Source organism: Micromonospora sp. WMMD712 (genome assembly GCF_029581295.1).
Classification (GTDB): domain Bacteria; phylum Actinomycetota; class Actinomycetes; order Mycobacteriales; family Micromonosporaceae; genus Micromonospora; species Micromonospora carbonacea.
Window position 1 is genome coordinate 1,311,443 of the sequence record NZ_CP120743.1, and the last position, 14,641, is coordinate 1,326,083.

Genomic DNA, 14,641 nt, shown 5'->3' on the forward strand with positions numbered 1-14,641 from the left:
TCCTTCATGCGGTGCCGCCGGGGCGGCGGGGAGGGATACGTCGGGCGCGGCTGCGACGGGCGGCGGCCCGCAGCGCGGCGCGGGCCAGCTCCGGCCGGTCGGCCGCGCCGTCGAGGTGCGCGGCGAGGGCCCGGACGGTGGGGTGGCGGAACAGGTCGAGCATCGCGATCGACCGGCCGGTGGCGGCGGTCAGCCGGGCGTGCACGGCGGCCAGGGCGAGCGAGTGCCCGCCGATGTCGAAGAAGTTGTCGGTCACGCCGACGCGGTCGCGGCCGAGGACCTCCCGCCAGGCGGCGGCGACCAGCTCCTCGGTGTCGGTGAGCGCGTCCGGCCCCGCCGGCAGCGCCACCGCGCGGGCCGGCTCGGCGGACGCGGCGACGGTCATCGCGCCGAGCCCGGCGGTGCGCACCGTCGGGCGGGGCAGCTCGGCGGCCACCTCCCCGGCCGGGGACCGCGGCGCGGCGGCCAGCGCGCCGACGAGGGCGGCCAGGTCGGCCAGCAGCGCCTCGACGCGGTCGGCGTCGAACAGGTCGGGGTTGAACACCACCTCGACGCCGAGCCGCCCCGGCCCGTCCGCGCCGGTGACCGCCCGCTCCACCACGTAGACGGTGAGGTCGAACGGGGAGCCCGGCTTCGGCACCGGCACCGGCCCGCCGACCAGCCCGGGCAGCGCCAGCCGGGGCTCGGCGAAGTTGAGCACGTTGAACAGCACCTGCACCAGCGGGGCGCGGGAGGTGTCCCGGCCCACGCCGAGGGCCTCCACGATCCGCTCCAACGGCGCGCCCGGGTGGGCGGTGGCGTCGTGCAGCTCGGCGGCGCACCGGTCGACCAGCTCGGCGAAGCTCGCCCCGGCCGTGCGGACCCGCACCGGGACGGTGTCGATGAAGAACCCGACGACGTCGTCGAACGCGGCCAGCCGCCGGTCGGCGACGATCGCGCCGACGACGTGGTCGTCGCCGCCGGTGAGCCGGCTCAGCAGCTCGCCGAACGCGGCCAGCAGCACCGCCGCCACGGTCGTCGAGCGCCGCTCGGCCAGCGCCCGCACCGCCCGGTCGGCCTCGGCGGAGAACGCGACGGCGGCCTCCACCCCGGCGTACGTCTGCACGGCGGGGCGGGGCCGGTCGCGGGGCAGCTCCAGCACCGTCGGCGCGCCGGCCAGGTGCGCGGTCCACCAGGCGAGGTCGGCGGCGCCCCGGCGGCGGTCCCGCTCGGCCCGCCACACGGCGTAGTCGGCGTAGCGGGCCGCCGGGGCGGGCAGCGTCGGGTCGTCGCCGGCCACGGCCCGCGCGTACGCGGCGGCGAGGTCGGCGTAGAACACCGCCTCGGACCAGCCGTCGAACACGGCGTGGTGCCAGGTGACGGCGAGCACGTGCTCGGCCGGGCCGAGCCGGTAGACGGTCACCTGCCAGGGCGGGCCGGTGGCCAGGTCGAACGCGTGGGCCGCCCCGTCGGCGAGCATCCGGGCCAGCTCCGCGGCGGGGTCGTCGCCGCCGGTCAGGTCCACCACGGGCACCGCCACGTCGGTGGGTTCCGCGCAGACCGCGTAGGGCACCCCGGCGGTCTGCGGGATGCGCCAGCGCAGCACGTCGTGCCGTTCGGCCACCGCCCGCAGGGCCGCACCGAGGGCCGGCACGTCCAGCTCGCCGCGCAGCCGGTGGGCCACCGCGATGTTGTACGGCGCGCTCGACGGGGCGAGCTGGTCGACGAACCACAGCCGCCGCTGCGGCGGCGACAGCGTCGGCGGGTTGCCGGTGGTCAGCCCGTCCCCGGCGGCGGGGGCGGCGGCGGTGATCCGCTGCACCAGGCCGGCGAGGGTGCGGCCGGCGAACACGTCCCGGGTGTCCACGGCGCGGCCCAGCTCGGCGCGTAGCGCCGCGACCAGCCGCATCGCGGCGATGGAGTTGCCGCCGGCGGCGAGGAAGTCGGTGTCGGGGCCGGGGGCCGCGCCGAGCAGCCGCGCCCACACCCGGGCCACCGCCCGGGTGACCGGGTCGGCGTCGGCCGGCCCGTCGGCGTCGGCGGCCGAGGGCGCGGGGCGGGCGGCGGCGGCCAGCGCCCGCAGCGCCGGCCGGTCCAGCTTGCCGGTGGTCGGGCTGACCGGCAGCTCCGCCAGGCGCAGCACCCGGGCGGGACGCATCGCGGGGGTCAGCCTCGGCTCGGCGTACGCGCGCAGCTCCGCGTCGTCGGGGGCGTCGGCGGGGGTGAGGAACGCGACCAGCTCGGCCCCGGCGGGGGCGTCGACGGCCTCCGCCACCACCCGGTCGACGCCGGGCAGCCCGGCGAGGACGGCCTCGACCTCGCCCAGCTCGATGCGCTGCCCCCTGATCTTCACCTGCCGGTCGGCGCGGCCGAGGTAGACGAGCCGCCCGTCGGGGCCCTGGGTGACCAGGTCGCCGGTGCGGTACAGCCGCTCGCCGGGCAGGCCGGAGAACGGGTCGGGCACGAACCGGTCGGCGGTCAGGCCGGGCCGGTTGAGATACCCGTCGGCCAGGCCGGGGCCGCCGATCAGCAGCTCGCCGGTCTCGCCGGGCGGCACGGGACGCAGGTCGGCGTCGACGACGTACGCCCGGTGGTTGGGCAGCGGCCGGCCGATCGGCACCGGGTCGGTCTCGGCGGCGGTCAGCTCGGCGGTGACGGCCAGCACGGTGGTCTCGGTGGGGCCGTAGCCGTTGACGAAGCGCCGGCCGGGGGCCCAGCGGGCGGCCAGCTCGGCGGGCACGGGCTCGCCGCCGCAGAGCACGGTGCGCCAGCCGGGCAGCTCCGCCGGGTCCAGCATGGACAGCACGGTCGGGGTGATGAAGCCCCAGTCGACCCCGTGGGCGGCCACGAACCGGGCCAGCCGCGCCGGGTCGGACCGGTCGTCGACGCCGACGAGCTGCACCGCGCCGCCGAGCAGCAGCGGCACGAACAGGTCCATGGTGGCGGCGTCGAAGCCGAGGGAGGCGATGCCGAGGCTGCGCACCGACGCGTCCGCGCCGGTCAGGGCCGCGCAGCCGGTGACGAACTCGACGATGTTGCGGTGCGTGGTGAGGACACCCTTGGGTCGGCCGGTGGAGCCGGAGGTGAACAGCACGTACGCGGGGTCGCCGGGCCGGGCCGGGCAGGGGGCCAGCGGCGCGGGGCCGGGCAGCCCGACCGTCTCGACGCCGGGCACGTCGCCGAACTCGTCCCCGGCGGCGTCGCCGACGACGACGCGCACCCCGGCGTCGGCGGCGATCTCCCGCAGCCGGCGGCGCGGGCCACCCGGCTCCAGCGGCACGTAGCACGCGCCGGCGAGCAGCACGCCGAGCACGGTGACCACCAGGTCGGGCCGGCGGTGCCCGCACACCCCGACCCGGCTGTGCCGGCCGACGCCGCGCTCGCGCAGCGCGGCGGCCACCCCGGCGGCCCGGCCGACCAGCTCCCGGTAGGTGAGCTGCTCGTCCCACTGGCGCACCGCCACCGCGCCCGGGGTCCGCGCGGCCCGCGCGGCGACCAGCTCGGCGACCGTCGCGTCGGGCCACGGCAGCGGCTCGCCGTGGGCGGCGCTGATGGACAGGATGTCGGTCACCCGTGTTCCCCCCGGTAGGTGGCTGGATCGGTGATCTGCAGGCGCAGCTCGCTGACGTAGCCACGCCCGGCGGCGTCGGCCACCCAGGCGTCGGCGGGGGCCGGCAGCAGCTCGCTGACGGTGAGGGTCACGGCCGGGTCGGTGCGGGCGGCGGCGTCGGCCATGGCGCACAGCGACTGGGCGTACAGCGGGCCGGTGAGGTCGACGTAGCAGGGCTTCACCTCGGTGCCGACCTTCACGAAGACCCGCTCGGGCAGGCCGAGGCGGGCCCGCCAGCGGCGCACCGCGAGGTAGCGCGCGGACTCGCCGGCCGCCCCGGCCAGGCCGCTGTCGGCGACGGTGGTGCGCCAGGTGCGCCGGGCCACCACCAGCCGGTCGATGGTGATCCGCGGCGTCGTCGGGGCGGGGGCGAGCAGCTTGAAGCTGTCCAGCAGCAGCGCGCCGAGGAGGTTGGCGAACACCTCGACCAGCGGCCAGCGGGCCCCGTCGGGCAGCACCGCGACGAGCCGGCCGGCGACGGACTCGACCCGGACGGCGCTCGCCGCGACCAGGTCGGTGACGTCCGCACCCCGGGCCGTGTCGATGCCGACCTGCCGGTCGGCGGGGCCCCGCAGGTGCCAGGTGGTGCGGGTGGTCTGCCGGGGGAACCCGGCCGGCGGCAGCAGCCGCAGCCGGGCCGGCCCCAGGTCGGCGTCCACGGCGGCGCGCAGCGCGGCCGGGTCGGGGTGGAACGGGGCGAACACGGCGCTGTCGAACGGGGTGGTCGCCGGGTGCAGCTCGCCGAGGACGAGCTGGAACTCGCCCCGGTTGAGCGCGTCGACGCCGGCCGCGGCGACCTGCACGTCGGGGCTGTGCACGCGGGCGGTGGGCCAGCCCGGCGCGGCGGCGGGGAACAGCGCCTCGGCCCGCCCCGCCAGGTCGGCGCTGCGCAGCCGCAGCTCCGGCTGGTCGGCGGCGACGTCGGCGAGCCCGAACAGCTCGGCCCAGCGGGCGGTGAACCCGGCGCTGGCGACGGCGACGGGGCCGTCCGGGGCGAGGATGAGCCCCTGCGCGAGGGACCACATGTCGGCCAGCCGCACCGGCCCGTCGGCGGCCAGCTCGGCGTGCAGCTCGCCGAGGACCCGCTCGCACGCCGCGCCGATCTCGGCGGTCAGCCAGCGGGCGGCCCGCAGCACGATCGCCAGGGGCGCGGCGAGGGCGTCGAGGACGGCCGACCCAACGGCGAGCTCCAGGTCCCGCGTCGTCTCCTCGTAGACGACGGTGCGGCCCGTGTACATCTGCCCGCCGTGCCGGGTCGCCGACTCCCCGGTGGCGGCGGTGAACTCGGCGTTCAGGGCGGCCAGGGCGGCGGCGAGCCGGTCCGGGTCGCCGGCCGCCGACGCCACGGCGTCGCGGGCGGCGACGAGCCGGTCGAGGCCGGCGGCCAGGCCGGCGCGCAGCTCCGGATCGCCGACGGCGGCGATCCGGGCGGCGAGCACCCGCTGGGCATCGGGGTTGTTGGGCAGTCCGGCGTCCCAGGTCAGCAGGCCCCGCTCGACGAGCCGGTCGAGCAGCAGGTAGCCGTCGTCGGCGCGGCGCAGGCCGGCGTCGCCGTCGGCGCACAGCCGCGCCACGAGCTCCCGGGCCGGGGTGCGGCCGTCGCAGCCGGCGAGCAGCCGGGCCTCCACGGCGGTCAGCTCCACCGCCGGGGCCAGCGGCGGGCACAGCCGGCGGCCGTCGAGCCGCAGGTGGGGCGGCAGCACCGGGGCCCACCAGCGGCGCACCGCCGGGTCGGCGGCGAGCCGGTCGGCGTACGCGGACAGCGCCCACGCCTCCAGGTGCGCCTGGCGGCGGGCGACCAGCCCCGGACCGGGGGTCAGCCGGGTGTGCGGGGTGTCCGGGTCGATCACGCCCCAGCAGACCGGCCCGAAGAAGCCGATCGTCTCGGCCTTGCCGCAGTAGCGCTGCCAGTAGCGCAGCACCGCGATCTCCCGCTTGCGGCGGGGCTTGTTGCGCACGGCCGGGTCGGTGCGCAGCAGCCCGTCGAGGGCGACGAGCATCTCCGGGTTCTGCCAGGTGACCGCCTCCCGCACGGCCGGGTCGGCGCAGATCCCGGCGAGCACGTCGGAGGAGCCGGCCAGGGCGGCGGCCAGCTCCTTGTCGTACGCCTCGGTGGCGGGCTCGCCGGCCAGCAGCGCGTCGGCCGCCGCGGCGGCCTCGGGCGCGGCGAGCAGGTCGAGGCCGGCGGCGGGGAACCCGGCGGTGCGCAGCAGCACGTCCCGCCACACCGACCAGCCGGTGTCCCCCAGTGGCAGCAGGTGGCTCACGGCGCGGCCCGCCGCCGGTCGTCGACGATGTGCAGCCGCAGCTCGCTGAAGTAGCGGCGGCCGGCGGCGTCGGGCACCCACGCGTCGTCGGGGGTCGGCAGCATCTCGCTGACGGTCAGCGACACGGCGTCGCCGCCGTCGGTGCGGGCGGCCCGGACCATCGCGGCGAACATGGCGGCGTACGCGGGGCTGCCCAGGTCGACGAAGCAGGGCTTGGTCTCGGTGCCGAGCTTGACGTAGACCAGCTCGGGCAGGCCGAGGTCGCGCCGCCAGCGGCGCACGGCGAGGAACCGGTCCCGTTCGGCGGTCACGTCGGCCAGGCCGCTCTCGGCCACCGTGGTACGCCACGTCTGCCGGGCCACCACCAGCCGGTCCAGGGTGATCCGGGGCGTGTACGGGGCGGCGGCGACCAGCTTGAACCCGTCGACGGCGTGGGCGCTGAGCAGCCCGGCGAACACCTCGGTCAGCGGCCAGCTCGCCCCGTCGCGGGCGGTGACGACGAGCCGGCCGTCCTCGTCGGCGACGGTGAGGTCGACGGTGGGCAGCACCCGGTCGGGGTCGACGCCCGGGGCGGGCAGGAACGCGAGCTGCCGGTCGGTGGGGCCGGTCAGCGCCTCGGCGGTGCGGCTGGTGCGCCGGGGCCAGTCGGCGGGGAACAGCAGCCGGATCCGGTGCTCGCCGAGGTCGGCGGCGAGCGCCGCGCGCAGCCGCGCCACGTCCGGGTGCGACGGGGTGAACACCTGGCAGTCGAACGACGGCCACGCGGCGTGCAGCTCGCCCAGCACGGCGGTGTAGTCGCCCCGCGCGAGGGCGTCGGCGTCGGCGGCGCAGAGCTGGAGGTCGGGGCTGTGCAGCCGGCCGCTGGTCCACTCGCTGGGGCGGTCGGGGAACACCTGCGCGACCCGGTCGGCCAGGTCGGCGACGGCCAGCCGCACCTCGGTCGCGCCGTCGGGCAGGTCGGCGAGGCCGAACAGGCCCGCCCAGCGGGCGGCGAACTCGGCGGCGACGGCGTCGACGGGCCGCTCGCCGGTGCCCCAGAACAGGCCCTGCACGAGGAACCACAGGTCGGCCAGGGAGACGGGGGCGTCGCCGGCGTCGGCGCGCAGCTCCTCGTAGAGGTCGCGGAACGTCGCCCCGTACGCCTGCTCCAGCTCGCCGGCCAGCCAGCGGGCGGCCCGCAGCAGCACGGCGAGCGGGGCGGCGAGGTCGGCCAGCAGCGGCGCGCCGAAGCTCACGTCGAGGTCGCGGGCGGTGTCCTCGTAGCAGAGGGTGCGCCCGGCGTACATCTGGCCGGCGCGGCGGCGGGCCGGCTGGCCGGTCAGCTCGGTGAACGTGGCGTCGAGCCGGTCGAGGGCGGCGCGCAGCCGGTCGGGGTCGCCGGCGGCGTCGGCCACCTCGTCGCGGGCGGCGCGCAGCCGGTCGAGGCCGGCGCGGGCGGCGAGCCGGGCCGGCTCGTCGCCGATGGCGTCGATGCGGGCCGCGAGGGCCGCCTCGGCCTCGGGGGCGACGGGCAGGTTGGCGTCCCAGGTGATCAGCTCCCGCTCGACGAGGCGGTCGAGCAGGGCGTACCCGTCGTCGGGGCGGCGCAGCCCGATCGCCGGGTCGGCGACCAGGTCGCGGGCGCTGCGGTGGCCGTCGGCGGCGGCGAGCAGGGCCGCCTCGACGGGGGTGAGGGTCACCGGCGGGCGGCCGGGGCGCAGCACCGACCGGTCGCGCAGGCTCAGGTGCGGCTGGAGCAGCGGCGGCCACCACTGCCGCACGGCCAGGTCCGCCCCGACGCGGTCGGCGTACGCGGACAGCGCCCACGACTCGAACCACACCCAGCGCCGCCGGGTCAGGGCCGGCCCGGGGCGCACCCGGGCGGTGTCGGCCTGCTCGGGGTCGAGGGTGACCCAGCAGCTCGGGCCGAAGAAGCCGACTGTCTCGTTCTTGCCGCAGTAGCGCTGCCAGTACTTCAGCAGGGCCCGCTCGCGGTCGCGGCGGCGCACGTTGCGGGGCGCGTCGGCGTCGGCGCGGGCCAGCCCGTCGAGGGCGAGCAGGGCGGTGCGGTTCTGCCAGGTGACGGCCTCGCGCAGCAGCGGGTCGGCGGCCAGCTCGTTGAGCCGGCCGGCGGCGGTGGTGAGCGCCTCGGCGAACTCCTTGTCGAACCGTTCCGCGCCGTCGCCGGTGGCGAGCAGGTCGTCGGCCGCGGCGGCGGCCTGCGGCGCGGAGAGCGCGGTGAGCCCGTCGGCGGGAAACCCGGTGGTACGCAGGATCGCGTCGCGCCACACCGACCAGCCGGTGTCGCCCAGCGGCACCCGGTGCGCCCCGGCCCCGTCGGCCCCGTCCCCCGTCGGGGCGGCCGCCTGCTCCGCCGGGCCGTCCGGGGCCGGCACGGTCCCGTGTGCGCCGGCGACCCGGACGGCGGCGGCGCCCCGCAGGGCGTCGGTGAGGTCGGCGCGGATCGCGGCGACCAGCTCGGGCAGGCGGTCGTGCAGGAAGAAGTGCCCGCCGTCGATCTCGTGCAGGGTGAACCCGGCGGCGGTGTGCCGCGCCCAGGCGGCGCTCTGCGCGTGGCTGACGGCCCGGTCGGCGCGGCCGCTGAACGCGACGACCGGCACCGGCAGCGGCTCGCCCGGCACGTACCGGTAGCTGTCGACCCGGCCGAAGTCGGCGCGCAGCAGCGGCAGCAGCAGCTCCACCAGCTCGGGGTGGTCCAGCACCTCCGGCGGCAGCCCGCCGCCGTCGCCGAGGCGGCGCAGCAGCTCCTCGTCGTCCACGTTGGACAGCCCGTCGAACAGGCTCGCGTCGTTGACGTGCGGGGCGCGCGCCCCGCCGACGTAGAGCCGCAGCGGCAGCGGCCCGCCGGTGCGGGCCAGCTCGCGGACCACCTCGAAGCCGACCCGCCCGCCCATCGAGTGCCCGTAGATCGCGTACGGGCGGTCGGCCCGCCCGGCGATCGCGGCGGCGACGTCGGCGACGGTGAAGCGCGGGTCCTCGCTGATCCGGTTCTCCCGGCCGGGCAGCTGCACGGGCAGCACCTCGACGTCCGCGCCGAAGGCCCCCTGCCAGTGGCGGAACGCGCTGGCCCCGGCCCCGGCGTAGGGCAGGCAGAACAACCGCACCGGCGCCTGGGGACGGCTTCCGGCGGAGACGAACCAGTTCACCGCACGCCTTTCTGAGGGGGGTCGATCCAGTGCCGCTGACGTTGGAAGGGATAGGTCGGCAGCCCGGTGCGCCGCACGCCGCCCTCGGGGTGCAGGGCCGCCCAGTCGACGTCGCGGCCGGCGACCCAGTCGAGGGCCAGCTCCCGCAGCTCGCCGTCCGGGCCGGCGACCCGGGCGTCGGCGTCGGGCAGCTCGTCCGGCCCGGCGGCGGGCAGCTCGGCCAGGCCGACGGAGTCGAGCAGCTCGTCCAGTCCGGCGAGGGCGGCGTCGAGGTCGGTGGCGACGACCGCCGCCCGGCAGCCGAACTCCCGGCGGCCCAGCGCGAGGGTGGCGGCGACCTCGGCCAGCGCCGGGGACGCCCCGGCCAGGTGCTGCCGCAGCCGGCGCAGCGCCGCCCGCAGCGCCACGGGGGTACGCGCCGACACCGGCAGCAGGTGCGCGACCGCGTCCGGGGCGGCGGCTCCCGGGGCGGCGGCTCCCGGGGCGGCGGCTCCCGGGGCGGCGGCGTCCCGGGCCTCGACCGGCTCGACCGGGGGCGGCTGCTCGACGACGACGTGGGCGTTGGTGCCGCCGAGCCCGAACGAGCTGACCCCGGCCACCCGGCGGGCCACCTGCGGCCAGTCCCGGGCCTTCGTCGGCACGTAGAACGGGCCGCCCGCCAGGTCGATCTCGGGGTGCGGGCGGGTGAAGTGCAGGTTCGGCGGGATGACACCGTGCTGGACGGCGAGCACCGCCTTGATCAGGCCGGCGATGCCGGCGGCGGCGTCGAGGTGCCCGATGTTGGTCTTCACCGAGCCGAGGGCGCAGCTCTCGGCGGGCGCGGCGCCCCCGTACACCTCGTGCAGGGCGGCGACCTCCAGGGCGTCGCCGAACGGCGTGCCGCTGCCGTGCGCCTCGATGAGGCGTACCTCGCCGGGGGCGACCTCGGCCGCGGCGAGCGCGCCGGCCACGGCGGCGGCCTGCCCCGACGGGCCGGGGACGGCGTAGCCGGCGCGGTCCGCGCCGTCGTTGGTGACCGCCCAGCCGGGCAACACCGCGTAGATCCGGTCCCCGTCGGCCTGCGCGTCGGCGAGCCGGCGCAGCGCGACGACGCCGACGCCGGAGCCGAAGCCGGAGCCGTTGGCGGCCTCGTCGAAGGCGCGGCACCGCCCGTCCGGGGAGGCCATCCCGCCGGGGGTGTGCCGGTAGCGGGGCCAGGTCACGTTGACCCCGCCGGCCAGGGCGATGTCGCACTGGTAGTCGGCGAGGCTCTGGGCGGCGACGCAGACCGCGACCAGCGAGCTGGAGCAGGCGCTCTGCACGGCCAGGGCCGGCCCGGTCAGCCCCAGCCGGTAGGCGACCTGGCCGGGCAGGTGGTCGGTGAACTGCCGGCCGACCAGGCGGGCCTCCCAGTCGTCGGGGTCGACGTCGCCGACCACCGCCGGGTTGTCCATCAGGTGGAACAGGAAGTAGCGGTTGGCGGAGGTGGCGGCGTAGACGCCGACCAGGCCGGGGAACCGGGACGGGTCGTGCCCGGCGTCCTCCAGGGCCTCCCACGCCGTCTCCAGGAACAGCCGGTGCTGCGGGTCGGTGCGGGCGGCCTCCTGCGCGCCGAAGGCGAAGAAGTCGGCGTCGAAGTCGGCCACGTCGTCGAGCCGGCCGGCGGCCCGCACGTGCCGGGGGTCGGCGAGCAGCCGGGGGCCGATGCCCAGCGCGGCCAGCTCGGCGTCGGTGTGCTCGTGGATGGCGTCGACGCCGGCGCAGAGGTTCCACCAGAAGGTCGCCGGGTCGGGCGCGCCGGGGAAGCGGCCGGCGAGCCCGACGACGACGATCTCGTCGCCGGTGTACTCGCGTGCGGCCGTGGCGGGCGCGGCCGGCGCCGGCCCGACGGGCGCGCGGTCGGGCGCGGCCGGCGCGTCGACCAGGCGGGCCTGCGCCTCGATCGTCGGGTTCTCGAACAGCCGCAGCAGGGGCAGCCGCACCCCGAACCGGGCGGCGAGCCGCTGCTGCACCACGCCGAGCAGCAGCGACTGGCCGCCGACGTCGAAGAAGCCGGCGGTGCGGGCGACCGTCTCGCGGCCCAGCACGGCGCACCAGACGTCGTGCACGGCCCGCTCGGTGGCGGTGGCCGGCTGCTGGTCGGCGGCCTCCTTTGCGACGGTGGCTTCGGCGGCCGGTTCGGGCAGCGCCCGCTCGTCGATCTTGCCGGTGACGGTGAGCGGGAACTCGTCGACCACGACGACGGCCCGGGGCAGGGCGTACTCCGGCAGCCGCCGGGCGAGGGCGGCGCGCAGGGCCGCCGGGTCGAGGACCCCGCCGGCCGGGCGGGCGTACGCGAGCAGCTCGCCGCCGCGGGCGATCGCGCGGACCGCGCCGACACCCGGGCAGGCGGCGAGCACGGCCTCGATCTCGGTCAGCTCTACCCGGAAGCCGCGCACCTTGACCTGCCGGTCGAGCCGGCCGAGGCAGACGAGGTCGCCGCCGGCCAGCCGCGCCCCGAGGTCCCCGGTCCGGTACGACCACACCCCGTCGCCGTCGCGGCTGAACCGGTCGTCGGCGCGGTCGAGGTAGCCGGGCGCGACGTGCCGGCCCCGCACGATGATCTCCCCGGTGGCCTCGACTCGGGCAGCCCCGGTGGTGCCGTCGGGGGCGGCGTCGATGGCTACGGTGGCTCCGACGGGGGCTGCGCCGCTGGTGTAGGCGGCGGCGTCGGTGTAGGCGGCGGCGTCGGTGTAGGCGGCGGCGTCAATTTCGGCGTCGGTGTCGGCCAGGTGCAGCTCGTAGCCGGGCAGTGCGGTGCCGATCGGCAGCGGGCCGGTGGCGGCCGGGTCGGCCTCGGCCAGCGGCAGCGCGTAGCGGGCGGCGAACGTCATCTCGGTCGCGCCGTACCCGTTGACCAGCACACAGCCCGGGGCGAACCGGTCCCGGCCCCGGGCGGCGTCGGCGTGGGTGGCCTGCTCGCCGCCGAGCAGCACCGCCCGGACGCTGGTCAGCCGCCGGTCGCCGAGGGCGTCGAGCAGGAACCGGTAGACGGTCGGGGTGGAGTGGTAGACGGTGACCCGGTGCTTCCCGAGCTGCTCGACGGCGTGGGCCAGCCCGTGCCGGCGCAGGTCGACGGGGACGACGGCGGCACCGGTGAGCAGCGCCGGGTACAGGTCGGGGATGGCCGCGTCGAAGCTGAACGAGGCGAGCAGGCTGAGCCGGTCGTCGGGGCCGATGCCGAGGGTGGCGATCTGGTTGTCGACGACGTGGGCGAGGTTGCGGTGGGTCTGCCCGACGGCCTTCGGCAGCCCGGTCGAGCCGGAGGTGAACAGCACGTAGGCGAGGGCGTCGGGGTCGACCGGCACGGGGCGCAGCGGGGCGGGAGCCACCGTGTCGGTGGTCAGCACGACGCTGGCCGGCACGACGCTGTCTGACACGACGCTGGCCGACACGGCGGTGCCGGGCCGGTCGGCCTGTTCCTGGTGGTGGGGGCCGGGCTCGCGCCCGGTCCCGGGTCGGTCGGTCGGTTCCCGGTGTTCTGCGGCGAGCCGGTCGGCGAGGTCCCGGTGCTCGGGGGCGGTCAGCACGGCGCGCACCCGCGCGGCGGCGAGCATGTGGCGCAGCCGGTCGACGGGGAAGCCCGGGTCGAGCGGCACGTACGCGGCCCCGGCGGCGAGCGTGCCGAGGATGGCGGCGACGGTGGGCGCGCCGTGCGGGGTCAGCAGGGCGACCCGGTCGCCGGGGCGGATCCCGGCGGCGGCGAGCAGCGCGGCGTGACCGCCCGCCGAGGCGGCGAGCGCCGAGTAGCTCACCGGCTGGTCGTCGCCGAGCAGGGCCGGCCGGTCGGCGAAAATGGCCGAACGGTCAGCGAAACGATGGACGATGTTGTATGTTTCCATGTCAGTGGGCGCGGGTCGTCGCACCACCGACGGGCGCGCGGCATCCAAGCATCGTGATCACGATCCCCCCCAGGACTTCACAATGGATGCAGCATAGGACTCGATGCCTGGCCGGCAAGATCATCGATCAGAGTCGGACCGAACAGCCGACGTACGCGACCCGGGACGGCCGGCAAGATTCACCCGATCATCCCCCTAGCGCGCACATGAGTTTCAACCTAGAGGCATACCCGCAAGTAATCTTGCGGCCAAAGCGCCTGATGACCGGCGTTTTTCCACTGCGGCCGGACCTTAACGGCAGCTCAGGAAGGGCAATCGGCACGGGCGGGGCACCGGCCATCGTACGCCGCGAAGGCAATCCCGACCGCCCCGCACGCACCCCTGCCGGCCGCTCCCTACGGCGCAACGAGACCTCGACCCTGGACGCTGGCTGCCTCCACGACACGACACGCCGACGCGGCTCCACCGCGACCGGCCACCGAACGCCCACCCCGCGCCACCGGACGACCCGCGCCGCCAGGGCCGGCCCGCGTGCGCCCAGCCCGACGGGCCCGGGGCCGCCCGAGCGCCCGCGCACCCCCACCACCACGCGTCACGAGGCACCCGAACACGACCAAGAGATCTTGGTACGAGACGGCCCCCCGAGGGGCCGAAAGTTACCAAGATCTGTCGATGCTCCACCGCGACGTCGCGATATCGGCCGTGAGGACGTCGTCTACCGTCAGGTCACGTGGCGGTCGGCTCGCGCACGGGCTCAGGCGGGGCCGGGCAGTCAGCCGACGGGGCCGATCCGCTTGGCGAGACCCACGAACCCGGCCCAGGCGTCCGGCGCGAAGGTCAGCATCCCGCCGGCGCGGTCCTTCGTGTCCCGGACAAGAACGACACCAGGCAGGTTGTCAGCGACCTCGACGCACGCACCGCCGTTGTTGCCGCTCCTCGTGCTCTTGCGCCACCGAGCCTGGCTCATGTCCATGAGGCCGCCGCTTTCCTGATGAGTTCTAGGGATTGCGCCCGCGGCAGGGCATCACCACAGATACGAGCCCACCGCCGATCCAGCGTAGCAAGGTCAGTTGCCTGTTCGAGGATCTGCGCGTGGGCCTGACCATCCACATGGAGGAGCCGCGCGCCGCCGTCCAACTCGGCCAGGATGAACGGCCCGCCGAGCCCGGCGTACATCCCCACGTCGGCAGGAACGACATGGACTTGGACGAAGGGCAGCGTCGCGCAGGCCGCCAGGTGCTCGCATTGGTCGCGCATCATGGACCGGTCCCCGCCAGCCGTGCGCCTGAGCACCATCTCATCGATGACCGCGACCAGCAGCATGGGCGGATCGCGGCGCAGCACCGCCTGTCGAGCCAGACGGGCGGCGACGAGTCGGTCGACCTCGCCACTGGACAACGCCTCACCCGCGAGGGTGGCTCGCGCATACGCCTCGGTCTGAAGTAGACCCGGGATCCAGGCCAGCTCGAACCATCGCAGCGAGAGCGCCTCGCGCTCTACGTCGGCCCACCGCCGGAACCACGTCGGCTCGCGCCGCTTGCCGACCTCCGGCCACAACTCCGAGACTTCTCGCCCGAGCAGGGCGGCAACCTTCGCCCGGTGGCGGGACTGCGGGATATGTCCAGGATTTGCCCACCGCCCGGCCGTCTTCGGATCCACCTCAACCTGAGCTGCAAGGGCTTCGGCAGTCAGACCGGCAGTCGCCATCGCCTCGATAACCGCGTGGTTCATCCGGCTTCCCTTTCTGAATTGTCCCGCGCACCTCAAATCCATCCTGCT

6 protein-coding genes are annotated in these 14,641 nt (G+C 77.0%); all 6 read right to left on the reverse strand.

The features are described 5' to 3' along the window. Positions 1-4 precede the first annotated feature (4 nt). Entirely contained in the window at positions 5-3,550 is a 3,546-nt protein-coding gene (locus O7633_RS05350) for an amino acid adenylation domain-containing protein (RefSeq protein WP_282326438.1), read from the reverse strand. Beyond that, on the reverse strand, positions 3,547-5,856 hold the full coding sequence (locus tag O7633_RS05355; protein ID WP_282326440.1) for a lantibiotic dehydratase: 2,310 nt from the start codon (positions 5,854-5,856) through the stop codon (positions 3,547-3,549). The genes O7633_RS05350 and O7633_RS05355 overlap by 4 nt, the downstream gene beginning before the upstream one ends. Next, positions 5,853-9,002 carry a thioesterase domain-containing protein gene (locus tag O7633_RS05360; protein WP_282326442.1) on the reverse strand — a complete coding sequence of 1,050 codons (3,150 nt, stop codon included), beginning with the start codon at positions 9,000-9,002 and terminating at the stop codon, positions 5,853-5,855. The genes O7633_RS05355 and O7633_RS05360 overlap by 4 nt, the downstream gene beginning before the upstream one ends. Continuing rightward, a complete protein-coding gene (locus O7633_RS05365) occupies positions 8,999-12,862 on the reverse strand; it encodes an AMP-binding protein (protein WP_282326444.1) in 3,864 nt (1,287 codons plus the stop codon). The genes O7633_RS05360 and O7633_RS05365 overlap by 4 nt, the downstream gene beginning before the upstream one ends. A 772-nt stretch (positions 12,863-13,634) precedes the next feature. After that, positions 13,635-13,835, reverse strand: a complete 201-nt coding sequence (locus O7633_RS05370; protein ID WP_282326445.1) for a DUF397 domain-containing protein — start codon at positions 13,833-13,835, stop codon at positions 13,635-13,637. Further along, positions 13,826-14,593: a DUF5753 domain-containing protein gene (locus tag O7633_RS05375; RefSeq protein WP_282326447.1), complete on the reverse strand. Its 768-nt coding sequence runs from the start codon at positions 14,591-14,593 to the stop codon at positions 13,826-13,828. Before O7633_RS05375 ends, O7633_RS05370 begins: the two co-directional genes overlap by 10 nt. Positions 14,594-14,641: the final 48 nt, after the last annotated feature.

What these genes read in the sequence shown, in the direction of transcription:
- O7633_RS05375 (WP_282326447.1), bottom strand. Translation starts at nt 14,593, where the DNA reads ATGAACCACGCGGTTATCGAGGCGATGGCGACTGCCGGTCTGACTGCC.
- O7633_RS05365 (WP_282326444.1), bottom strand. Translation starts at nt 12,862, where the DNA reads ATGGAAACATACAACATCGTCCATCGTTTCGCTGACCGTTCGGCCATT.
- O7633_RS05370 (WP_282326445.1), bottom strand. Translation starts at nt 13,835, where the DNA reads ATGGACATGAGCCAGGCTCGGTGGCGCAAGAGCACGAGGAGCGGCAAC.